The organism is Desulfovibrio sp. (genome assembly GCA_016208105.1).
Lineage (GTDB): Bacteria > Desulfobacterota > Desulfovibrionia > Desulfovibrionales > Desulfovibrionaceae > Fundidesulfovibrio.
The window spans coordinates 1-21,861 of sequence record JACQYS010000019.1 but is presented as its reverse complement, the minus strand read 5'-3'; the positions used below and the strand labels follow the sequence as shown (position 1 = coordinate 21,861).

Below are 21,861 nucleotides of genomic sequence, written 5' to 3'. Positions count from 1 at the left end.
AGCATCCCGCGTCAACTGAGTCTGGGTATCTCTCCCTGCCCCAACGACACCTTCATCTTCCATGCCCTCATCCACGGCCTGATTCAGTCTGAGCCTGGGTTTTGCCTTTCCCGGCTGGTCATGGCCGACGTGGAGGAGCTAAACGGCCTGGCCTCCAGGGGCGAGCTTGATATCGTGAAGATTTCACTCGCGGCCGTGGCGGACGCCAGCGCGCACTACCGGCTGCTGTCCTGCGGAGGGGCTCTTGGCCGTGGCTGCGGCCCGCTTTTGGTGACGCGCCAGGGCAGAGACCGGCAGATGGCCTTCGAAACTCTGGCCCTGCCCGGGGCTCGGACCACGGCAGCCCTCCTTGCCGAGATGGCAGGGGTGCCGGGACGGCGGGTGCAGCTCCGGTACGATGAGATTATGCCCGCAGTGGCCCGGGGCGATGTGGACGCCGGCGTGGTCATCCACGAGGGGCGCTTTACCTATGCACAGCAGGGCCTTGAATTGGTGGAGGATTTTGGAGCATGGTGGGAGAGCCGTTACAACCTTCCCCTGCCATTGGGCGTTATCGCCGTGAAGAGAACGCTCGGGGCGGGAGTTGCGGGTGCTGTTTCGCAGGCCATCCGCGCGAGCCTTTCACACGCTTGGAATAACCCGGAGGCGAGCCGGGAGTTCGTGGCGCGTAACGCCCAGGAGCTTTCGCCCGAAGTGACGGCGGCGCATATCGACACCTTCGTCACGCCCTTCAGCCTGGACGTGGGGGATGAAGGACGCTCAGCCATTGAGGCCCTGGCACGAGCGGCATTCTCGTTGGCCCGGAAGGGTGAAATGGTTGGGGATCTCTTCTGGTAAGCCGCAATGCGGCGTATCCACAGGCATATTTCTGGCCACAAAGGCCAGATCCGCGCTCAGGCCGTTTCCTGGATCACCCGGCCAGCGTCTTTTTCAGGGGCGTCCACTCTTGCGGCGCTGGTTGGTGCTTGCGTTTCCCCCGAATCCGCAGGGTTCACCGGGATCGTTGATGTCCCCTGGCTTTCCGGTGAAGGTTGCGGGGTTGAAGCCGCTGCGCTCGATATTTTCGATGGGTTGTCAGCGTCAGGTATTGGGCGGGCCTGGGCCGCCTTGTCCATGTTGCTCGGCCGGTCCGGACTGTCCGGCGGTTTCTCGTAGGTCAGCCCGGCAACATACGCGTTCTGTTTCTGAAGCTGTTCCTTGCGCATCTGCCTGGGAGGTTCGGCTCCGGCGTATTTCAGGAAGTGACGGTTGCCGACCTTCATACGGGTTTTTCCAGGCTTAAAGTCATGGATGCACCCCCTGCAGGGTGATGATCTTGGCGTGGATGTTCTGGAAAGGCTCGGGGGAGACGTTCAACACTCCGGAAAAGGGAGTGGAGATGTCCACGATGAAGTAGACGCAGGACAGAATAAGAAAGACGATGATGACCTCCATGGCCACCTGGGATCCGGTCTGTTCCGGGTTGGTAAGCAGCAGCCCGACGAAAACCCCGAATACGCCAAACCATAAAATTACCCACACAGGCGGATAGAGATTGCCCGACAGGGTTTGGGCCCTGGAAAGGCGGTGACGGCTGATCTCCGCCAGGGACTGCCCCACAGAGGCATAGAGCGAGTATGATTCCTTGTCAGCCGGTTTCATGCGGTAAAAGGCTTCCCATATCTCGTCTAAATGCCTGAGGCTTTGTTCACTCATGGAACGCTGCCCATCCATTATGGGCCACTCGTCGTCCACGACGCTTTTCGTGTAGTCTTCAAGAGTCTGGCGGAATCCCCGGGAGTTCTCCAGAGGCATGGACAAGTGGTATGACACGAGCACAGCCCCGGCTTCAGAGTTGACGGAGTTTTTGGCTGAGACGAACGTTCCCCACAAGGTGACAATGGAAAAACCGAGAAAAAAAGCGTATACTGTGGCAAAAAGAGAGAATATCTCCGAGGAGATCAGCTTTCGGGAAGCTGCGGTAGCCTTGAGGGTTGGGCGGCGCAGGGCGTACAGCAAGGCCGGTATGGCCAGGGACAAACCGAATATGATGCTGAACACCACAAGGTATTCGGGATTGAAGCCTTTAAGTTCAGTGAACATACTAATTACATAGCCTGTTCCGGGGAGTATGTGAAGTTCCGCGAAGAGGCGCTGCTTTACAGGAGATGAATCATGGCAGGATATGACGAAGGAACCGCGGCGTTTGATTTCTCCTTGACGGCCGCTTTCCCGGGTGGAGGAGAAAAAAACGTACGGCTGGGTGAACTGGCCGGGAAATGGGTGGTCATTTTCATGTACCCCAAGGATTCCACCTCGGGTTGAACCGTGGAGGCTCTGGAGTTTTCAGAGCGTATGGGAGAGTTCTCGAGACTCGGTGCAGAGGTCTATGGCTTGTCCAAGGATTCGCTCAAGTCACACCACGGTTTTATCGCCAAGCAAGGGCTTAAGGTACCGCTTCTGAGCGATCCCGCCACCGAAGCACTCAAAGGCTTGGGCGCCTGGGGGGTCAAGAAGCTCTACGGGAAGGAGTCTGAGGGGGTGGTCCGATCGACCGTGCTGATCGGCCCGGACAAAGTGGTGGCAAAACGTTGGGCGAAAGCTGCCAGCAAAGGCCACGCCGCGGAAGTGCTGGCCGTTCTCGAGACGCTGAAAAAAGGCTGACCCGCCCGCGATACTTCGGGCTACTCTGAAGTTGGGCCGCTCTTTTGGGGAGCGACGGGCAGGTTCTCGTCCCCTGCCTTGGCGGCCCAGAGGTCCTTTACCGCCAGGCAGTCTTCCTTGGAGAGCGCGCGTTCCATGAGGCCGAAAAAGCGGGAACGCAGGATCACCAATTCGTGGTAGCTGCCAGCCTGGTTGATCAGCCTTTTGTAGTATGCGGCGTTTTGTTGGTCGTCCATGGGAGCCTTCTACTAAAAGCTATCGTTGTAGGCAATGGTGGAGAATGGAAGCTCTTGAACTGCGACTCATTCTTGGGTAATCTCATTCTTTGGCGTTCAAGGCGGCTGTGGCCGGAGTTCCCTTGGGCATTTCATCATAGACTATACCGGCGGATGATCATGCGTGTTTTACGAGAAAGCGCCGCAATACTGGCGATTCTGTGTTTCCCCGCGATGGCTGCGGATCCGCAGTTGTTTGTGTCCGATGTGCAGGAGATTACTGTGCGCACCGGGCCTTCTTTGGAGCACAAGATCGTCCAGATGGCCAAAAGCGGGGCGAAGCTTGAGAAGATAAAGGAAGAGGGCGAATGGGCCCTTGTCCGGACGGAATCTGGTAAGGAAGGGTGGGTGCTCAAGCGGTACCTGTCCTCGGAAACGCCCGTGAAGGTCCAGTTTGAGGAATTCAAGTCGCGCAACTCCGAGATGCTGGAAAAGGCGGGGAAGGTCGAAGCCATAGTGGGCAAGTTCGAGGAGGAGAACAAGAACCTCCAGAGGAACCTTTCCTCCATCCAGAGCGAGCACGCCAAGCTGAAGTCGGAGTACGAAATTCTCTCCAAAGCCAATTCCAACGTGGCCGAGATGACCAAGTCCTTTCAGGAGATGAAGGCAGCGAGCGAATCGGCCAAGCAGGATGTGGAAAAGTTCAAGCGCGAGAACGAAACCCTGCGGGACATTTCCGATGTGAAGTGGTTCCTGGCCGGGGCGGGAGTGTTCTTCGGCGGCTGGCTTTTCGGCTACCTGCTGGGCCGCTCGGCGCGCAAGAAAGCCAACCGCATGTATCTCTAGCCTCCTCCGGGCCGCACCAAGCCCGCCGGCACCATCCCTCATGGTCCGGGTGGGCATCACGGTGAATGTGTTGCGGCTCCTTTAATTGCAGTCGTCTACTCATCATGCCGCAGCGTCCCGCTCTTCAAGAAGGGTGATGATCTCCGGCAGCCGTTTTTTGCGTTCATCCTCACAGGACATCTCGAGCTGTTCGATCACCTTGCCCTGGTGGTAGACCACCAGGGTGCTCGCGAATACGGCCACGTCGTCTGGGTCGTGGGTGATGAGCACCATGGGCATGCCGAAGCGTTCCAGGGTGGAAGCCAATTCGCGGCGCATGCGGACCCTCAGTATCGGGTCCAGGGCGGAAAAGGGTTCGTCCAACAAGAGTGCGGACGGCCTGGCCATAATGGCTCTGGCCAGGGCCACGCGTTGGCGCTGGCCGCCTGAAAGCCGCGCCGGACGCTCGTCAGACAGATGGGAGAGTCCGAAGTTCGCAAGCATCTGTGAAACCTGGTCACGCTGCGGGTGCGAAAGCCTGCCCGGGCATCCGGGATTTAAGCCGAAGCCGACATTCGCGGCCACGTTCATATGCGGAAACAGGGCATAGTGCTGGAAAAGATAGCCGAGTCCGCGCCTGCGCGGAGGCAGGTCCACCTTGGAACGGGAGTCGAAGAGAACTCGTCCGCCCAGTTCGATGCGCCCTCCCGCCGGGCGCATGAGCCCAGCCATGGCCTGCAGTGTGATGGTTTTGCCGGAACCTGAAGGGCCGAACAAAACGACGGCGTTTCCTGAAGCCTCAAAGGCCGTTCGCAGGTGGAAATTTCGCTCCGCGCCGCCCAAAGTGGCCTCGATGTCCACCTGAATGTTCATGGTCTTGGCCTCAACAGTTTGCCGGAACTCACCAGGATGGTTAGACTCACCAGGGAGACCACAACGACCAGGAACAGAGCCTGGTCGTCTCGTCCGGCCATGACCGCGTCGTATACCGCCAGGGAGAGGGTCTGGGTCTTGCCCGGAATGTTGCCCGCGATCATGAGGGTGGCACCGAATTCGCCCATGCCCCGAGCGAAGGCCAGCATGCCCCCTGCCAGGATCCCCCGCCAGGCCAGAGGCAGGTTGATCCGGGCGAACACCGAGAAGCTGGAGGCCCCGAGCGTGCGGGCCGCGTCAGCCAGGCTCACGTCCACGCTGTCGAATGCGGCCCTGGCGGTTGTGAAAACCAGTGGGAACGCCACCACGGCCGAGGCCAGGGCGGCGCCCTGCCAGCTGAACAGCAGGGTCACCCCGAAGGCGTCGTTCAGCCATTTTCCGAACAGTCCCTGGCGGCCGAACAATACCAGCATGTAGTACCCGAGCACCGTTGGTGGCAGCACCAGCGGCATCGTAGCCAGGGCGTCAAGCAGGGCCCGGCCCGGGAAGGCTTTTCGTCCGATCACGTAGGCTGCCGGTATTCCCAGGGCCAATGACCCCAAGGTGGCCAGCGTGGCCACCTTGAGAGTCAGAAGCAGAGGAGAGAGAACGGCCTCCGGGGTCATCTGCGGCAATGGCGCCTTTTGGGACGTTCTACGGGCACGGGCTCCAGGGAGAGCTCCGAGCACCACATGCAGCGAGCCCGGCCGGGAATGAGTTCAAACAACCAGTGCAAGCCAACAATGGCCAGAAGAGTTCCGATAAGGATCCAGTCGATCATGGCGTGTACCTCCCGTTTGGGAAATGAAGCGCATTTCTCACTTCATCTCCCAATGGGCAACAACCATGCCAGGGCCATTCATCGAAAATCGTGCTGTTATAATTGAGTTTTCATTATCAATGGTAGTCGAGCGATGGGTACAAAAATGTAACTCAAGGCTGTTTGTTACATTTTTGTGTGCACTAGCGACTGTCTTTGAGGGCCTTGATGACAACCAGGGTAAGGTCGTCCTGGCGTGGGGCTTTTCCACGGAACGTTTCAACGTCGCACATGCATGCTTCCAGGATGTCCCTGGCGTGGAGGCTGGAATGGGAGGCAACGGTCTGGCGCAGGCGATCCTTGCCGTACATTTCCCCTTCAGAGTTGCGGCACTCCCATATTCCGTCGGTGCCGAGCACGATGATTTCTCCCGCCTCGAAGCCGTGCTTGAACCCCTGCTCGTAACCGTAACAGGGCTCCACGCCCAGGGGGATGCCCTTGGCTGTGAGGTCGTGGAAGGACTGGGTGCTCGGGGTGAAGATGATGGCTGGGTCGTGGCCGGCTTTCACGTAGCTCATCATCCCTCTTTCGGGATCGAGGGCCAGCCAGAAAAGGGTCATGAAGCGTCCGGATTGGCCGGTATCGTGGCTCATGAGCCGGTTCACGTCCGTGAGCATTTCGGCCAGCATGCCTGTAAGAGACGCTCTGGCCCGGATGAGCGCCCTGGCGCTGGCCATGAGCAGGGCGGCCGGGATGCCGTGCCCGCTCACGTCGCCCACTGCAACTGAAAAACCGCGGGCCCCAGGCTCTGGATGGGCCAGATAATCGAAATAGTCGCCACCCGTGGAATCGCAGGAAATGCTGGTGCCGGCCAGTTCGAAGCCGGGAACGCAGGGGGAGGAATGGGGCAAAAAGTCACGCTGGATGCTGGCCGCGATCTCGAGTTCGAATTCGAGACGCTGTTTGGTAAGCATGGCCAGATGGAGCCGGGCATTGTCGATGGCGATGGAGGCCTGGGCCGCAATGATGGTGAAAAGCTCCAGGTCTTCTTCGGTGAAGGCGGCGCCGTCGTTCTTGTTCATGAGCGCGGCCACGCCGATGGGGTGGTTTTTCGCGGCCAAGGGAACGCACATGATGGTGCGGGTGCGGTAGCCGGTCTTACGGTCCACCTCTGGGTTGAAACGAGGGTCGGCGTAGGCGTCCGGGGCCAGTACTGGCTTGGAGTTCACCTGCACCCATCCGGCGATGCCCTCGCCGCGTTTGAGCACGTGCCCCTTCGGGAGCTGGTCGGCCACCGGCCCCTGGGCCACGGTGAAGACAAGGTCGCCGGTGTCCTGGTCGGTGAGCAGGAGGCTGCATGTCTCCGCGTTCAGGGCTTGGCGTGAGGCGGTCATGATGCGTTCGAGAACGTCGTCGATGTCTATGGAAGAGCTGATGAGGGCGCACAGATCGAAACAACGTCGCAGGCTCTCCACGCGGTGGCGCAAGTGGGCCGGGTCGAACTCGTTCTGAGCATAAGCCATGAAATTTTCTTGCCCGGAAATAGAGAGCATGTCCAGCGTGCTTGGAATGAGGCCATGTCTTGCGGCGTATTCTTTTTTATGCCGCACGCCACATCGGGCAGTGCAGGAGTATGGGAAAACACAGGGCTTCGATACTCCCCCTTTGACGCGGTCCACCGCAAAGCCTACAGGCAAGCCCTGAATACACTTTATCGGAGTCCTCGATATGAATGTCTCTATCCTCATCGATGGTAGTTTCTTCTGGATGAAGCACCTGGAGGCCCGCCTCGGCCAGCCCCCCACGGCGGAATCGGTCAAGCAGGCGTGCGATCTCATCATGGATGATGCGGAATTCGCCAGTGACAGGCTCTTCCGCGCCTACTATTACGACTCGCCTCCCTACGGAGGCAAAGCCGTGCACCCCATCTCCCAGCGGGAGATCGAGTTCAGCTCGACGGATCAATACCGCATCAAGAACGAATACCTCGACCACCTCATGCGCATGCCCCGCATGCAGCTTCGCCTTGGGTCCCTGGCCATGCAGGGCTGGAAGCTCAACAAGAAGAACATGCGCGTCATCATGGAAACACTTGGGAACAACCGCCCCCTTCAGCCCCAGGACGTGGCCATCAACCTGGTGCAGAAGGAGGTGGACATGCTCATGGGGCTCGATATCGCCTGGATGGCCGCTCGGGCCATGGTGGATAAGATCGTGCTCTTAACCGGAGACGCGGACATGATTCCGGCCATGAATTTTGCCCGGGAACACGGGCTTTTGGTGTTCGTGGCCAAATTCGGCTACTACCTTTCGGACAAACTGCGCGAGCATGCTGACGGGGTGATCGAATTCAGCCTGCCGGCTCCTGAACGCGCTCATGCCCCCTCCGCGCGGGTGGTCTCATTGCCGAGTCCTGAATCGGAAGAGGACGACCTGCCCGACGAACCCCTTGCAACGTTGTTCTAATCGCCCGCTGACACCCGTACGCTGGCGAAAGGTGCTAGACGATGGCTCCTTCTGACCGGGCCCAGGTATGCCGGGCCCGGTATTGCCTTGCCGGACAAAAGATGATTTTATCCGCCTCCCGCCAGGAGGAACCTTTCCATGCCCAGCCAAGCCGCACTCGACAATAAAGCGCTCAACGACCGCGAACTGGCCGAAGAGCGCGTGATACTAACGTCCAAGCCCCAGCGACTGGTCTTTGAGACCACCAACCGCTGCAACCTCCGTTGCGCCATGTGCGGACAGTCGCACCGGGACTTCGTGGGCAGGGACCTTCAGCCCGAGGTTTTCGAAAAGACAGAGCCGTACTGGAACACCATTCACGACGCTTCGCTCTTTGGTTGGGGCGAGCCGCTCATGAACAAGCACCTGGGCCGCTACTTCGATCTGCTTGCACCGCGCGGCCCGAAGATCTTCGTCCTTACCAACGCCATGCTCCTCAAGGAAGAGATGATTGACCGCTTTCTCAAGGGCGGCCTGGCCTATCTCAACTTCTCCGTGGACGGGGCAAAGGCCGAGACCTACAACCGCATCCGCAGGGGTGCTGATTTCGATACGGTCATCTCCAACATCAAGAAGGTTGTTGCCAAGAAGCGGGAACTGGGCGTTTCTCATCCGCATCTGCGCATGGTCTTTGTGGGCATGCGCTCCAATGTTGAGGAATTCCCCGATTTTGTGGACCTGGCTGCGAGCCTGGGCATGGACGAAGCCAAGATGGTCCACATGATCGCCTATGGGCAGGAAATGGTGGACGAGATCCTCTTCGACCACAAGGAACTCACCAACTCCGTTCTGGATGAGGCCGCGCGCCGAGCCAAGGCCCATGGGCTCAAGCTCACCATCCCAGACCGCTTCGACCTCTCCGGCAAGCCCGTGCTGGAGCCCGTTCAGGCTCTGCACAAGAAATGCCCCAGGCCTTGGGAGGAGATATTCGTGCAGTCCGACGGCAAGGTGCGCCTGTGCATGCTTTCCAAGGACATCATGGGCGATCTGAACGTTGAGGGAGTCGAGGATATCTGGAACAATGAAAAGTTCCAGAAGGTGCGGGCGACCATCAACACGCCCAACGCCATGTCCACCTGTGCCAAATGCCCTCAGTACAAAGAAATGAACGTCAATGACAGGGCGGCCTTCATTCAGGTGGAGACCACCTTGCCCGGCACCAAACCGCCCCAGCCCGACGCGGCTCTGGCCGAGGCCGCTGAGTGAATATTGGCGGTTGCCCCATCCTTGCGGCTCAGCTGAATCCGCGCATCGGGCATTATGGAAGGAGCCGGAATAAGGCGTTAGCCGCCCCTCTACCCGGGCATAAGACTGGTGGCCAGTATGACGTGTCTCACACGTCGGCGCCTGGTCCTTGCGGGAGGCTTTGGTGAAGACCGCGGTTGTTTTGAGCGCCGGACTAGGCACCAGACTGCGCCCGTTGACCGACACCTGTCCCAAACCCATGGTTCCAGTGGCCGGGGTGCCGCTTTTGGAGCGCACGGTGCGGCATCTGGCCCGCCACGGCGTTGTGGACATATGCATCAACCTGCACCACTTGCCCCAGGTGGTGCTGGATCACTTCGGGGACGGCTCGGCTTTCGGCGTCAGGCTTCATTTTTCTGTGGAGAAGGAGCTTCTGGGAACTGCCGGGGCGCTCAATGCTTTCCGCGAGCACCTGCACGAGCCGTTTCTGGTCTGGTATGGGGATGTTCTCTCGGAGTTCGACGTCACCGCCTTTTGCCGTTATCATGTTAGAAAGGCTGGCCTGGCAACGGTGGGGCTTTACCGGGTGGATAACCCGACCCAGTGCGGGCTGGTGGATATGGAAAACCAGGGGCGCATCACCCGGTTCGTGGAGAAGCCGCCCGTAGCCTTCACGGACCTTGCCAATGCCGGGGTGTATGCCTGCGAGCCGGGAGTATTGGACTACATTTTTGCATCAGGGTTCTCTGATTTCGGCAAGGACGTGTTCCCTGCCATGCTTGCGGCTGGGGCGGCCATGTACGGCTATCCCATCGAGGAATGCCTGATCGACATCGGCTCGCCCGAGAAGCTGGCCAAAGCCGACGCCCTGTTGTTCGCGCATTAAAGAGGCGACCATGAACCTGACCTGCCTGGCCCGCCAGGGTTTCGACAGCGAAGCCTTTGGCCTTGATTATTACCGCGTGACCCGGTTCGACTATGACGCCCTTGCCGGTGAACTCGCATCGCTTCCATCTCCCTTCATGGCCGACGCCAAGCTCCCTGCCCAGGATGTTGCTGGTTCAAAAGAGCTGCAGAAAATGGGACTCCGCAAGATCTGTGTGCAACCAACGTTCGTAGCCGACCTTTCAGGGATGTCCGGAGCGGCTGCCGGGGAGCCGCAGGGAGCCGTGGAGTTCCCCCAATCTGAGTTGGACGCCCATGCCGCCAATTTTCAATACAACAGATTCGGCCTTGATCCGCTGATAACCGACGGTGAACGCATCGAGCACCAGAGACGATGGATATTCAATTCCATGGCCTCGACCGAAATAATGAAATTTTTGGACCAGGGCGCGTTCGTGAGCTTCAAGCTGAGGGAATCCGTGGTGGTCATCGATCTCGTTTCCGCATTGCCCTCCGCCCGAGGCAGGGGGTCCTTGCTGCTAGGACGCCTCAAGTCCTGGGCCGCTTTCAATGGGTACACTCGCATAGAGGTGACCACCGAAAGCGAGAATGTTCCTGCCTGCCTTTTTTATGAAAAAAACGGCTTCCGGCTGGCCGGAGCCGCGGTCGCCTTCCACATGCGAAGAGGAATGACGTCATGATCATTGCCAAATCTCCAGTCCGCTTGAGCTTCGGTGGCGGTGGGACCGACCTCCCGGCCTACTACGAAGCCCATGGCGGGGCAGTGCTTTCCATCACCATCGACAAATACTTCTATTCGGTTCTCCAGGAAATCCCAGGCCGTGAGATCGAGATAACCTCCTCCGACTATCAGCTCCATCAGCGCATAGCGGATCTGGAGCAAGCAAACCTGAAGGACGCCCTTCGCATCCCCAAGGCCATGCTCAAGTATTTTGGCGTCAAAAACGGGGTCATGCTCCAGCTCAAATCGGATATTCCTCCGGGTTCGGGCTTGGGCCTGTCCGGGGCGGTGGCCACCAGCCTGGCCCGCTGCATCGGCGCATATGTAGGCACGCCCATGGATCAAGCCCAGGTGGCCGAACTGGCCACGCACATCGAATTGACCGTTCTGGGGCGGCCCATAGGCATGCAGGATCAATACGCCTCCGCCTTTGGCGGACTCAATTTCATGACCTTCGACGCCTCGGGGACCAAGGTCGAGCCCTTGGCTGTCAGCCGTTCTCGTCTGGGGGAGCTGCGCCGTCACCTGATGCTTTTCCATACGGGCTCCTCGCGCGACTCCGCCCGGATCCTGGAAGGTCAGCGCCAGGCCACAAAGGGGAACGACCAGGACGTTTTGCAAGCGTTGCACGCAGTCAAGCTGACAGCCTTCCGCATGCGCGACATCCTTGAGGGCGGCGACATCCTGGAAATAGGGACGTTGCTCCATGAGTCCTGGCAACAGAAGAAACGCTTCTCCACCTCGGTCTCCAACCCGGAGATTGACGAATACTACGCTACGGCAATGCGCTGCGGGGCGCTCGGCGGCAAGATCACGGGCGCGGGCGGTGGAGGTTTCCTGCTCGTCTTCGCCGAACCGGACAAGCAGGAGCGAATAAGCCGAGAACTCACAGCCAAGGGTCTTCAGGAGTTGACGTTCGATTTTGAGGACGGCGGCTCCCAGATCACTTTGGACCAAACGGGGCGCTTCAAGGCCACCATCACCCCGGAAGGCTACTTGCTTGGGATGCGCGCCGTTGTCAGCCGCCTGGACAAAAACCAGATCGGGCGCATTGCCGACATGCTGCACGCCGCCTATGTGGCGGACAAGCAGGTGTTCGTCATGGGCAACGGCGGGTCCGCGGCCACGGCTTCGCATTTTAGCTCGGACCTGGCCAAAGCCGTGGCCGTCAACGGCAATAGGGGCTTCCGGGCCATACCGCTCACGGACAACATCCCCCTCATGACCGCCTGGGGCAACGACGTTGGTTTCGAGGACATCTTCTCCGGGCAGATGCGCAATCTGGTCAATCCAGGGGATGTGGTCATCGGCATTTCGGGCGGCGGTATGAGCGGAAACGTCATCAAGGCCATGGAGCTCGCCCGCGACCGGGGAGCCCGCACGGTGGGGCTTACCGGTTTCACGGGGGGAAAGCTCAAGGGTTTGGTGGATGAGTGCTTTATTGTTCCCTCGGAAAATTATCAGTTCATCGAGGACGTCCACATGATGCTGGTGCATCTTCTCACCAGCGTGGTTCGTGAGCGTTTGGCCGGCGAGTAGGTGAGGGTTTAGTTTCCTGTTGACGCAGGGCTTGCCAGCAAGTAGAGCCATTTGCCTTGACAGCGTGAGGCCATGCGGGTACACGGTTCCTCCGCTCACGCGGACGGGCCGTTAACTCAGTCGGTAGAGTACCTGCCTTTTAAGCAGAGAGTCGCAGGTTCGAATCCTGCACGGCCCACCATACACAGCGCGTCCCCATCGTCTAGTGGCCTAGGACGGCGGCCTCTCACGCCGCTAACAGGGGTTCAAATCCCCTTGGGGACGCCAAGAAAATCAGCGGGTTAGGACAATCTCCTAACCCGCTTTTTCGTTGGTCCACACGAAGTCCACATTTACGACTTCTGTGGTCGGATATTGCTACTCACTCTTGAGCAGCTTTCTGAATGCTGATCACCTTCCCCGGACCTCGCTGCCCCATCACCGCTTCCATTGCTTCGTGAGTCTGCTTGAACCCAAGGGTCTGCAGGTACCTCGTGGTAGTCTGCGGCGACTTATGCCGAAGAACAGCCTGGACCACTGCAACTGGCTGTCCTTCTTGATAAAGTATGCTTGCGGTGAGGTGGCGGATGGAGTGAAATCCGAACTCCCTCACACCTGCTTTCTTGCACAGGCGTTCCATCAGGTGCTGCCTGTTGGTGAAGGGCTGGCCCAGGTATTCCTTGCAGAACGCATGCTCCTCCACGTTCACGAAGACGAAGTCTGAGGCGATGGGCCTGTGCTCCCACCACGCCATGAGGACCTTCTTCAGTCGCTGCACCATGGGCACTGGGTCGGCCTCCAGGTCGCCTCCAGCGCGTTTCCTGGTCCAAAGGGTAACGGTGTTCGCTGCGAAGTCGATGTCCGACCATTTGAGGCGAAACACTTCGCTTCGCCGCGCCGCCAGGAAGAGGAAGACCAGCAGCATGACCCGGTCCTGCCCTGTGGCCACTTCGTACACTTTCCAGAAGTCCTCCTCCGAGGGTACATACCTGGGTTGACGCTTCTCAGGAAAACGGTCGATGGTTTGGAAAGGACACTGACCCTCAGGGAAGTTCGGCAGGTACCTCCTCCCCCAATTCCAGGCACTGATCAAAACCTTGCGCTCCTTGTTCGCCGCGTATCCCGAGCGCTTCTTATATTGATCGGTGAGGAACTTCAGGGCATCCGGGACGGTGATGTCGTCCAACTCAGTGGAATTTCCAAAGCGGCTGAGAGCCCTCTTCAAAACCCCCTGTTTTTCAACATAAGTTTTCCTGCTCTGGCGAGTGGTTACGAAGTCCAGATAGGAATTGGCCAGGTCAATCAGCTTCGGCGAGCCCATGGCGATCGGGGTCGGTTTCTTCAAGATGCGGCGCTGCTTTTCCTCCCACTTTTCCGCTGCCCGCTTGCTTTTCTCGGACCCGTCTGGGAACAACTTTTCTTTTCGCTTCCCGTTGACTGTGACGACACCCCGCCATCGAGGCGGATTGAACTTCGTGATCAGTGCTGGCATGGATTGCCTCCCTCACCTTGTTCTCAAAAAATCTTATTTTTCCAGGGGCTACTTCGACACCGCCCCACCTCTCGCGGTACTTGCGCACGGTGTTGACACTTAGCCCGAACATTTTGGCAAGCTCTTGGGGGGTGATTGCCCTGCCGAGCTCACTGTCCAACGCAGCAATGACATCAGGCACGATTCCTCCATTGTTGTTTGGCAACTCCAGGTACAATATTCAGGGCAGCAACTCTTATATCACGCCATAAAATGTTTTCAACTATTATTTTAAATCATGCTTACTGCTGTTTTGCATGTTCTATCTACTAAAACCAAATAGTTTTGAATGGGCCTCTTTCGAGGCCCATTCGGTTTATATAGTATGGTGTAGAATTTCTTCCACGCACTCATCCGTGATGCCGAGGTAGCACCGGGTGATGCTGGGAGAGCTGTGATTGAGCCTTCGGCTGAGGACTTCCCAACTGGTTCCGTATTTCATTCGCTGGAACCAGCAGAAGGTCTTTCGAAGCGAGTGGGCTCCGAGGTTCTGCTTCAGTCCGATCATGGCTCCCCATTCCTTGACGAGCCGGGTGACTCGGAAAGTCGTCAGGGGATAGTTCACCCCCTTCCTGCTGCGGAAGAGGAAGTGGTTCTCGTCGGGTTTGGCGTCGATGTAGTATTCATCGAATGCCTTTTTGATTTCCTTGTTGATCACGAAGACGTTGGTCTTCCCGGTCTTTCTTTCCTTGACGGTGATGCTGTCGCCCAGCTTTGCGTAGAGCAAATGCTTGACACGAAGCTCGGTGAGGATCGTTTGCACTCTCAAACCTGAGTTAATGCCCAGGATAAAGAGTAAGCGGTCCCTCGGGTTGTCCTTGAGCAACTTCTTGATTGCCTTCACATGCTGTTCCTCTCGAATGGGTTCAACGCGCATGGTCCCTCCTTGAAAGTCCGTTTTCAGTTCCAGGATGGTAGATTCGTCCTTTTGAAATGGCACGGGGGGGGATGCCCAAGGGGCAATCCCATGTAACCAGACAGAATACTTTGACGTTTTCGGGGTATGGGCCTGAATGTCCGTTTCTATGGAGAAACGGACATTGGGCAGGATGCGTTTTAATATCTCTGTGAAGACACTGAAAAACTCGAAAGGAGGCGGGGAATTCTGCCGTTATCAATAGCAGTAATAAACAAGAAGAAGGGTCCCATAAAGAGCACCTTCTTCACACGAAATGCTCTTCACAGCTTCTTTCGTATCACTACGATAATAGCCGCTTTTAGCACCTCTCTGAAAATCTCGTTCCGTATGATTTGAACAATTATTATTCCTGCCGAAGCAGGCAACACTGTTAGCATACGAGTCTCCTTGGTAAAGGTTGATTCTCATTGCATATTAATATCTGTATGAATGCTTCGGTAAGAACACCGCCTCTGCTCATTTTCTAACTATTTAGAGATATTAAAAGGTCAGGCCCTGGCGGATGGGTGCTGACAGCTCAAAGAGTGGATGGTACAGATGGAGAGGGCAGGAGCCTGACGAGAGGTCCCAGGCACGGGACAGGGACGGGAGTCTGACGCTGAATCTGATATGCTGAAGGGTGCGTAATGAGCACTGTAAATGACGATGCAAATGTTGCCGCTATTTTGAATGATAAGAAAACATTTAAAAGTTACTATAATTATGTTTTTAATTTTCCAAAAAAATCGAAAATCAACACCATTGATTATTTAAGAATCAAGGACAAACTGAAGCTGGCTTATTTACAACAGCATCTCGACTTCGACAGCTTCAACATCACCACCAACCTTTCAATCGATTTCATTAAAATATTTTATCCGGTCAACGTATTCACTAGGTCTGCTGCCAGGAGATTTGTTCAGGGTCATTTTTCAGGTATTCATTCGGTTGGTAAGTCCAGCAACATGTTCAGGGCTTACGTTGACGTCAATGGGACTCGATATTGGATCTTCATCGTCTATGTCAACGCAAACAACTTCTACAAGGGACTCTCCATTAGGCTTATTCATCCTGATATTCATTTAATCAATTATATTCAATCAGTCTTTGGAATGAGTTATTCTCTGACATCAGTTGAGTACTCTCTTGACATCTCCAGTGCAGACAATCTGCGCCTTCTGAAGATAATCTCCTGCACCATGCATCAGAAGCATTCCAGGAGTAGCGTCAACAAGATGTACAATACGACGTTTTATTGCAGCAATCCAAGGACATCGACGACGCTGGGTTCATATGTTTATCACAAGAAGTCGAAGTTAAATGATTTTATACGCATAGAATGTCGATATAAAAGTACCTTCTTTAAGAAGCTGAAAATTAAACGAATGATTGACGCATGCTCCATTTCCCCTGGGGTGGTTTTTGATAAGATTGACTTCAAATTGTTCAACATTAAGCGCTTTATGAAAAAGTTTCTTCGCATGATGTCCGTCGCCAGTGGTGATGACGTCGACAAAGCGAAGTCTTTCGAGGAGTATTTCTTCGAGAACTTTAATGAACGGCAAGGTGGTGGCATTCTTTCGGTGTCTATGATGCTGAAACAAATGATGAGGAACTGTCACATGTATTTTGATGAGTATCCATTAGGTGTTTATCTCAAGTCCAAGATTGTTGGCCAGACATTCCTTTGATTCCATCAAATGAAGGGGATCGAAGGGAATCCTCGCATCCCACTGAAATCAAGAGATGAGCTGAAGGACGCCAATGCTGCAAGAAGAGTGGTCACACCTACCTGGGTAGACAGGTGTGACCGGGCTCCTCACATCTTTTCGAAGGGCTCTGGTGAGTCCAGGGGCTGGTCCGCCTGTTCAATGATCCTGGTGAGAACGATCTTCTCGTTGTCGATCTCGATCTCAAACTGGTCATTGGGCTCATAGGTCGATCCGGGGAAGTCCAGCATGTTCTTGGTGAGGCGGACTTCGCCCTTGAAATTGACCATGGGCCTTTTCAGGTTCCGGACATAGAGTCCCGGCACTTCGTAGACCTTGCGGTCCCGTGTGATGAGCTTCAGGACGTGCTGCCTGAGGCTCTGCTTGCTGACCACGCCGAGGGCTTGCTGAATTTCGTCAGCGGTCTTCCCGGCGTTGATCATTTCCCGGAGGGTCTTTTCGTCGAACTTCGACTCGAAGTGCTTCCTCTTGGGAGTGTCCTTGTGGGTATCGGCAGTTTTCTTTGACATTGAGATAACCTCCTGTGGTTTATGAGGTAATATCTCTATGACGGGGTCAAAAAGCTCGGAAGCTGAACTCGCCTGAACTCGAAGCGCAGGATCCTGCGCACGCGGTTTTCGTTGGGCCAAAGAAAAGGACCGGCTCGTCACCGGTCCTTCAAAATCAGCATTTCCCCTTCATCCTTACGGGAACGTAATGCCCCTGTCCTGATTCTCCTTCGTGATCCGCTCCTCCAGTTCCATGAAGTAGAGGGCGTTGACCAAGTTCAGGGACATGGCTTGGGTCTGCTCCGCGATGAGGTCTTCCAATTCCAGGTTAAGCTTGGACTTGATGTGGGCCAGAAAGTCATCCATATACCTGTATTCCTTGTAATAGACTGCTTTCCCAGGATCGCCGAAGTCCTGCTTGTCGGGGAAGTAAATCAGCTCTTCCTTGTCGAGGGAACCGCTTTCGGGGTTATAGTACAACGCCCGTCCCCTGCTCGCGTAATCCAACCAAGCTATTGAGTCGCAAGAGTAAGCTGGGACGTGGCTTATCAACTTGGGGGTCGTCATTCCGAACAGATGGACCCTGATGCCATTGCTGTAGAGCGGGTCAACAGCCTCGAAAAGGACTTCGAGATTGTCCCGGTCATCATCCTTGCACTGACCGATGGCAACAAGCGGGTACTTGGGCTTGGCGTCGATGAAGTATTTGATCTCGTGGTTGTGCAGGTTATGGATTACTGGCACAGCGCTGATCCCCGCCGCCTCCAGGTCCATCAGTCGATCTAGATTGTGGTCGAACCCATTGGGAGTGAAGTCGTCGTCAAAGCTGAACAGGAAGTCGTAATCGTTTTGAGTCAGCTTCGTGTAGTCCCTGTACTGCCGGAAGAGGTTGTCGCATTCGATGGCATGAGCTTCGGGGCTGAGCTTTTTCCTGTTCAGGCTAAACGCCCCGCAGTCCAGAATCAAACCGTTGATCATGCTCCTGTAGGTCTTGGTGTAGTCCATGGGACGATCAAGTCCGTAGAAGGTGATCAAAACGTTGGGCTTCAAGGCAGGGTTGATCCTGTTCAATTCCTTGATCACGGAGATGTTCAAAGAAGACTGGTATATTTTCATGGGATGTTCTCCTTGGGTGGCCCCTCCGGGTGATCCCAGAGGGGCCTTGTTGGTTATTGCTGGTTAGGCAGCGGCGTCTTGGGCGCTCTGGGTGTCCTGGTTCATCTCCAGAAGCTGATCGATGAAGCTCTTGAGCCTCATCAAGACATGCCGGTCGATTGAGCTGTCGAGCTTGATTCCCTCTGGAGTGGTCGCGGATTCCAGCGACTTGCAAAGGGTGAAGACCTGTTTTTCGATGTTCGGTCCCGTCACAGCCGTAGCTTCACCAGCACCGGAGTCAGGAGTGTTCTGGTCATTGCTAGCGTCAGAGTTCTCCTCAGCAGGAGGAGGGTTCGTGCCAGCGATGAGGTTCTTGCGTTCCAGCTCCTTGGCGATAATCCTGTTGAGCAGATCGACCGGCTTCTGCGGGTCTTGCTTGTACAGCTTAATCAGATGCTTACGCTCGTCACCTGTCAGCGCGTCATGCTTCCTAAGGAAGCTGAGCATCACATCCAGGGGAAACTCCATGCCCAGACGCTCCAGCTTGCTCACTTCAAGGGCACCGTTGACATGCTCTTTGCGCTCGTCATAGCTGGAGTCTATGCGGAAGTTGAACTTCTTCATGTACCAGCTGAAGGGGTCGGGAGCCATCTCATTCTGTTCCGTGTCGCTCTTTGAGGCATAGAATGAGCCAAACTCCGCCAAGCGCTCAACGCCATATTCGAGGTGCGTTTCCACCATGGGGATAGAAGCTAAGCTCATGTACTTCTCGCGAGTGCGCTTCCCGAGAGTGGGCAACTCTTTCTTGATCCATTGGATCCAGTCCTTCTTATTTCCCCGGATGCGCTGAAGCTTGAGAAGACGCGTACCCTGCATGAATGCGTAGTAGGCATTGACCGCGTTGGTCTTCTGCAGGAGAAGTTCGAGTTTAGTCTGGCACGTGTTAAAATCTTGGAGGATCGCGTCGATGCTATCCATCTTGTTGATCTTGTCCGAGAACAGTTTACCCATCGCCGCCAGCGAACTGCTGTTCATCGGGACTTTGTCAAGCGGACCGTGTTGTCCTTCCCCACCGGTGCTGCCGTAGAGTCCTATGCCAGCAACCTTCCTGGAAAAGTCATCGACGCTTTCTTCTTCGTCCATGATCGAGTTGATTTCCCTGCCGAGTCCGCCACCGAAACCGGAAGCGCCCGTGGCTCCGGTGAACCCCATGCCACCAGTGCCGCCGGTGGAGCTGATGGTGGAGCTGTTGTCGCCCGAGGTGTGAGGTTTGCCTGGACCGCCGATGACAGAGATGTTCAACTTGTTGTCCTTGTTCATTGCATCCTCCATGACTGCCCCCTGTCGGGGGGAGTGGCTCTTTGGGGAGGCGGTCCCTGTGACCGACCCCATTGCGCCGTTGTTCATGGAGAGCGGTCTAATTCAGGTGCAATCATGGATGGGGACAAGAGGTCCAAACACCTTTTGTCTCTCAGAAAACTAAAAAGATCAGGCAGATACCTAAGAAAACCCGAAAGCAGTTCTCAGGCGGGTCGAAAGAGGGGCTTGGAGCGGGAGGAGAAGCCTCAAATGCTGAGGACGTCTTTTATTGAGGGGAGTTGCTTCCCATTTTGCTTGGTGCAAAGCGGGTTCATGGTGTTGATCTTGGTGCAGAGGTTTTCATAGTATTCGAAAAGTCTCTGTCTCTTTTGAAGCAGCGTGGCTATCTTGTCATTGTGCCTATGCTTTAAAGGGATTGCTTCCTTGAGAATTTCATGAACTTCGTCAAAGCTTAAAGGATTGTTGTCGTCGCTTTCATGGGCCTTGTCCCACATCCATAATATGATCAATCGAGTCATGTCAGCGCTTACGATGTGATCGCCAGAAAGACAGAGCTTGTAAACCGCTTCCAATGTTTCGTCGCTGATGCGCTTATTCGAAAAAATGCTGTCGATGGTCGCATTGAATATTTTAACGGCATGAAGCTCGAGCATCACCTGCTCAGGGTCTTTCAGGGCTTGCTTATGATCCAGGAGGATGCCTGCTGTCTTGTCCAGGTCAGCCATGTAATGGTTGGGGGCATCGTCGTCGATACTCATTGCCCATTTGTAGTAAGATCGAAGCAAGGCATTTATGTCGATGTGGTCTTTGCTTTCGAACGCGACGGACTTTCCTTTGAGGACGGCAGCTAGAGCTTCTCCGGTGTTCAGGCCAATGTAGGCGTTGCGATAAAGTCTATGAAAGCGCCTTCGCACTGCTTCAGTTAAGAATGACAGTCTGCAAAAACTAAGACGAGCTTTCTTCCCATATCTCTCCTCCAGGTGCAGGGTATAGGGATGGCTCTTGGGGTTCGGGTCCTCCATGTCGAAGGCGTCGGCATCGAAGCCTTTGCACACCTCTTCTGACTCGATGACTTCAAGTTCGCCAAGCTCATCGAAATAAGCCCTATAATTTTCAATGACATGAGAGAAATGGCGATAAGCAGGGTTCCTCCTCTGGTACTCCCAAAACCAAAAGGCAACGCTCCTGATCCTGTGGGAGTCAAAGCGAAGGACTTTCTTTCCGTCGGACTTCTTTGCCATGGTCCAGAAGTAGCAAATCTCCCTTTGAGCGACAATCCAGGCGGGCTCGGCGGGGTTGCTGCCAACTGAATCCAGAAGCGCAGGATACTGCGCATGCGGTCATGCCCTCTCTCGTGTCGTTGATCAAACGGGGGACACTGAAAACGGACATTGGGCCATATCTGCGATTTCCTGGGATTTTGCCCAAGGGGGGATACCCAAACCCCAGGACCAGCCCCAAATCCCAGGATGGGGGTGTCCCGCGCGAATCCGGGGGCCAGGGGGAAGGCGGGGATGGGGAGGCGGAGCAGGAAGCCCAAGGTGACGAAGGGGGCAGTGTTGATTCCCGCCCCATTAGTTCTCTTTCAGGCAGGGGCTAGGTCTTCCCTTGAGTTGACGTCAGGCAAGATGCCCACGGAGTATAGGCGGCGAATCGGTCAATCATCCGACCAAAGTGTTCACAGGTCCTCCGGTAAGCAAAGGGTCAGGACTGGTTCGCCATGATCACCAGGGCCAACATGGAGGACGACTTGGACTTTTTCGTGCTTCCCTGGATTCATCAGAAACAGCACTTCGAATTCGACTTGATCCTGCTGGAGCCCCTTTCGTGCTGAAAGAGCCGCAAGGGTCATCAAGTCGTGCAGGCGTCCTTCAAGAGACTGCCCCTCCCCTTCCAGTCCAGGTGGAGGGGTGACGTAGCGATTGAACAGGTTGTCACCCATGACAAAGGGTAGGTTGAACCCGTATTCTTTCGCCTCGGTGGTGACATCGATCAGAACCCCGTCGTCAATTGCCTGGGCGCGGGTATAGCTGAAGACGATAGGCCAGGATTCGTCAGGCATGGTAGCTCCTTCGATTTTCAGCTTGCCGGGTCTACTGATACGCCTTCAAGCAAAAGCACTTGAGGGACATCATGATCCTGTTGATTTTCTTCGCAGAGAAGTCCTCGGCAAGAAGATATCGCAAGTCAGGCAAGGCAATGGAGCTGACGCACGGGCGATTTGTCTTTATCGCCATGACGATTCTGTTGATTGTCGTTGCTGAAAAGTCGTCAGAGAGAATAGCTCTGACGTCGGAAATATGAACATTGTCAGGACTTACAGAGTTCATAGGCATCCTTTCCTCCTCTTGGTGAAGATGCTGGGTGGAGGCAGGAAGGGTAGCCTGGGGCAGGCGGGGCGGTCACGGGAGGAGTACGAAAACTGGACGAGGGAGAACGTATTTGCTAATAAACTTGGTGCGATAATTTAACGTGGCTATTGCCTTCGCTCCGCAATTTCCATACTTTATAGAAAGAATCTAGACTGTTGAGGAGGCTCGCCATGGCCAAACCTTACCACGATATGGACCTGATTACATTCCAGCGCCGGTTCGGAACCGAAAAGGCCT

At 55.8% G+C, this 21,861-nt stretch carries 24 protein-coding genes and 2 tRNA genes; 12 read left to right on the top strand and 14 right to left on the bottom strand.

The window, feature by feature from the left end:
* Positions 1 to 3: 3 nt before the first annotated feature.
* A complete protein-coding gene (locus HY795_09970; protein MBI4805548.1) occupies positions 4 to 837 on the top strand; it encodes a 1,4-dihydroxy-6-naphthoate synthase in 834 nt (277 codons plus the stop codon).
* 56 nt (positions 838 to 893) lie between these two features.
* Here the strand turns inward: HY795_09970 and HY795_09965 are convergent, their stop codons facing one another.
* Complete coding sequence (locus tag HY795_09965) at positions 894 to 1,262, bottom strand: hypothetical protein (protein MBI4805547.1); 369 nt, start codon at positions 1,260 to 1,262, stop codon at positions 894 to 896.
* A 22-nt stretch (positions 1,263 to 1,284) separates the two neighbouring features.
* Positions 1,285 to 2,082, bottom strand: coding sequence for a DUF4239 domain-containing protein (locus HY795_09960; protein ID MBI4805546.1), 798 nt, complete (start codon positions 2,080 to 2,082; stop codon positions 1,285 to 1,287).
* A 72-nt stretch (positions 2,083 to 2,154) separates the two neighbouring features.
* On the opposite strand from HY795_09960, the gene HY795_09955 reads away from it, so the two are divergent.
* On the top strand, positions 2,155 to 2,643 hold the full coding sequence (locus tag HY795_09955; GenBank protein ID MBI4805545.1) for a peroxiredoxin: 489 nt from the start codon (positions 2,155 to 2,157) through the stop codon (positions 2,641 to 2,643).
* 20 nt (positions 2,644 to 2,663) lie between these two features.
* Here HY795_09955 and HY795_09950 read toward each other — a convergent pair whose 3' ends face one another.
* Entirely contained in the window at positions 2,664 to 2,879 is a 216-nt protein-coding gene (locus HY795_09950; GenBank protein MBI4805544.1) for a hypothetical protein, read from the bottom strand.
* Between the two features lie 159 nt (positions 2,880 to 3,038).
* On the opposite strand from HY795_09950, the gene HY795_09945 reads away from it, so the two are divergent.
* The gene (locus HY795_09945) at positions 3,039 to 3,704 is read left to right on the top strand and encodes a TIGR04211 family SH3 domain-containing protein (GenBank protein ID MBI4805543.1); all 666 of its coding nucleotides are present in this window, start codon (positions 3,039 to 3,041) and stop codon (positions 3,702 to 3,704) included.
* A 102-nt stretch (positions 3,705 to 3,806) separates the two neighbouring features.
* On the opposite strand, the gene HY795_09940 is transcribed toward HY795_09945, so the two are convergent.
* From HY795_09940 to HY795_09925, 4 genes are all read right to left on the bottom strand, one after another.
* Positions 3,807 to 4,556, bottom strand: a complete 750-nt coding sequence (locus tag HY795_09940) for an ATP-binding cassette domain-containing protein (protein ID MBI4805542.1) — start codon at positions 4,554 to 4,556, stop codon at positions 3,807 to 3,809.
* Positions 4,553 to 5,221, bottom strand: a complete 669-nt coding sequence (modB, locus tag HY795_09935) for a molybdate ABC transporter permease subunit (GenBank protein ID MBI4805541.1) — start codon at positions 5,219 to 5,221, stop codon at positions 4,553 to 4,555. Before modB ends, HY795_09940 begins: the two co-directional genes overlap by 4 nt.
* Positions 5,218 to 5,376 (bottom strand): hypothetical protein, encoded by a 159-nt coding sequence (locus tag HY795_09930; GenBank protein ID MBI4805540.1) that lies wholly within the window; start codon positions 5,374 to 5,376, stop codon positions 5,218 to 5,220. The genes modB and HY795_09930 overlap by 4 nt, the downstream gene beginning before the upstream one ends.
* A gap of 182 nt (positions 5,377 to 5,558) precedes the next feature.
* Positions 5,559 to 6,878, bottom strand: coding sequence for a SpoIIE family protein phosphatase (locus tag HY795_09925; GenBank protein MBI4805539.1), 1,320 nt, complete (start codon positions 6,876 to 6,878; stop codon positions 5,559 to 5,561).
* Between the two features lie 205 nt (positions 6,879 to 7,083).
* Here HY795_09925 and HY795_09920 point away from each other — a divergent pair, with 205 nt between their 5' ends.
* From HY795_09920 to HY795_09890, 7 genes are all read left to right on the top strand, one after another.
* Entirely contained in the window at positions 7,084 to 7,821 is a 738-nt protein-coding gene (locus HY795_09920) for an NYN domain-containing protein (protein MBI4805538.1), read from the top strand.
* A 138-nt stretch (positions 7,822 to 7,959) separates the two neighbouring features.
* Positions 7,960 to 9,066: a radical SAM protein gene (locus HY795_09915; protein MBI4805537.1), complete on the top strand. Its 1,107-nt coding sequence runs from the start codon at positions 7,960 to 7,962 to the stop codon at positions 9,064 to 9,066.
* 160 nt (positions 9,067 to 9,226) lie between these two features.
* Positions 9,227 to 9,931 (top strand): nucleotidyltransferase family protein, encoded by a 705-nt coding sequence (locus HY795_09910; GenBank protein MBI4805536.1) that lies wholly within the window; start codon positions 9,227 to 9,229, stop codon positions 9,929 to 9,931.
* 10 nt (positions 9,932 to 9,941) lie between these two features.
* Positions 9,942 to 10,631 (top strand): GNAT family N-acetyltransferase, encoded by a 690-nt coding sequence (locus tag HY795_09905; protein MBI4805535.1) that lies wholly within the window; start codon positions 9,942 to 9,944, stop codon positions 10,629 to 10,631.
* Positions 10,628 to 12,211: an SIS domain-containing protein gene (locus tag HY795_09900; GenBank protein MBI4805534.1), complete on the top strand. Its 1,584-nt coding sequence runs from the start codon at positions 10,628 to 10,630 to the stop codon at positions 12,209 to 12,211. Before HY795_09905 ends, HY795_09900 begins: the two co-directional genes overlap by 4 nt.
* Positions 12,212 to 12,316: 105 nt before the next feature.
* Positions 12,317 to 12,392: transfer RNA gene (locus tag HY795_09895), tRNA-Lys, on the top strand.
* 10 nt (positions 12,393 to 12,402) lie between these two features.
* Positions 12,403 to 12,478 (top strand) — tRNA-Glu (locus HY795_09890).
* Between the two features lie 94 nt (positions 12,479 to 12,572).
* Here HY795_09890 and HY795_09885 read toward each other — a convergent pair.
* The gene (locus HY795_09885) at positions 12,573 to 13,682 is read right to left on the bottom strand and encodes a site-specific integrase (protein ID MBI4805533.1); all 1,110 of its coding nucleotides are present in this window, start codon (positions 13,680 to 13,682) and stop codon (positions 12,573 to 12,575) included.
* A gap of 355 nt (positions 13,683 to 14,037) precedes the next feature.
* Positions 14,038 to 14,598, bottom strand: a complete 561-nt coding sequence (locus HY795_09880; GenBank protein MBI4805532.1) for a tyrosine-type recombinase/integrase — start codon at positions 14,596 to 14,598, stop codon at positions 14,038 to 14,040.
* 668 nt (positions 14,599 to 15,266) lie between these two features.
* Between HY795_09880 and HY795_09875 the strand changes: the two genes are divergently transcribed.
* On the top strand, positions 15,267 to 16,310 hold the full coding sequence (locus tag HY795_09875) for a hypothetical protein (protein ID MBI4805531.1): 1,044 nt from the start codon (positions 15,267 to 15,269) through the stop codon (positions 16,308 to 16,310).
* A 128-nt stretch (positions 16,311 to 16,438) separates the two neighbouring features.
* Here the strand turns inward: HY795_09875 and HY795_09870 are convergent, their stop codons facing one another.
* The 5 genes from HY795_09870 to HY795_09850 form a co-directional block, all read right to left on the bottom strand.
* Positions 16,439 to 16,858 carry a hypothetical protein gene (locus HY795_09870; protein MBI4805530.1) on the bottom strand — a complete coding sequence of 140 codons (420 nt, stop codon included), beginning with the start codon at positions 16,856 to 16,858 and terminating at the stop codon, positions 16,439 to 16,441.
* A gap of 174 nt (positions 16,859 to 17,032) precedes the next feature.
* On the bottom strand, positions 17,033 to 17,953 hold the full coding sequence (locus HY795_09865; protein MBI4805529.1) for a hypothetical protein: 921 nt from the start codon (positions 17,951 to 17,953) through the stop codon (positions 17,033 to 17,035).
* A 63-nt stretch (positions 17,954 to 18,016) separates the two neighbouring features.
* The gene (locus HY795_09860; GenBank protein MBI4805528.1) at positions 18,017 to 19,252 is read right to left on the bottom strand and encodes a hypothetical protein; all 1,236 of its coding nucleotides are present in this window, start codon (positions 19,250 to 19,252) and stop codon (positions 18,017 to 18,019) included.
* 245 nt (positions 19,253 to 19,497) lie between these two features.
* Entirely contained in the window at positions 19,498 to 20,493 is a 996-nt protein-coding gene (locus HY795_09855; GenBank protein ID MBI4805527.1) for a hypothetical protein, read from the bottom strand.
* A 437-nt stretch (positions 20,494 to 20,930) separates the two neighbouring features.
* On the bottom strand, positions 20,931 to 21,314 hold the full coding sequence (locus HY795_09850; protein MBI4805526.1) for a hypothetical protein: 384 nt from the start codon (positions 21,312 to 21,314) through the stop codon (positions 20,931 to 20,933).
* A gap of 71 nt (positions 21,315 to 21,385) precedes the next feature.
* On the opposite strand from HY795_09850, the gene HY795_09845 reads away from it, so the two are divergent.
* Positions 21,386 to 21,556, top strand: coding sequence for a hypothetical protein (locus HY795_09845; GenBank protein MBI4805525.1), 171 nt, complete (start codon positions 21,386 to 21,388; stop codon positions 21,554 to 21,556).
* The last annotated feature ends 305 nt before the right edge of the window (positions 21,557 to 21,861 follow it).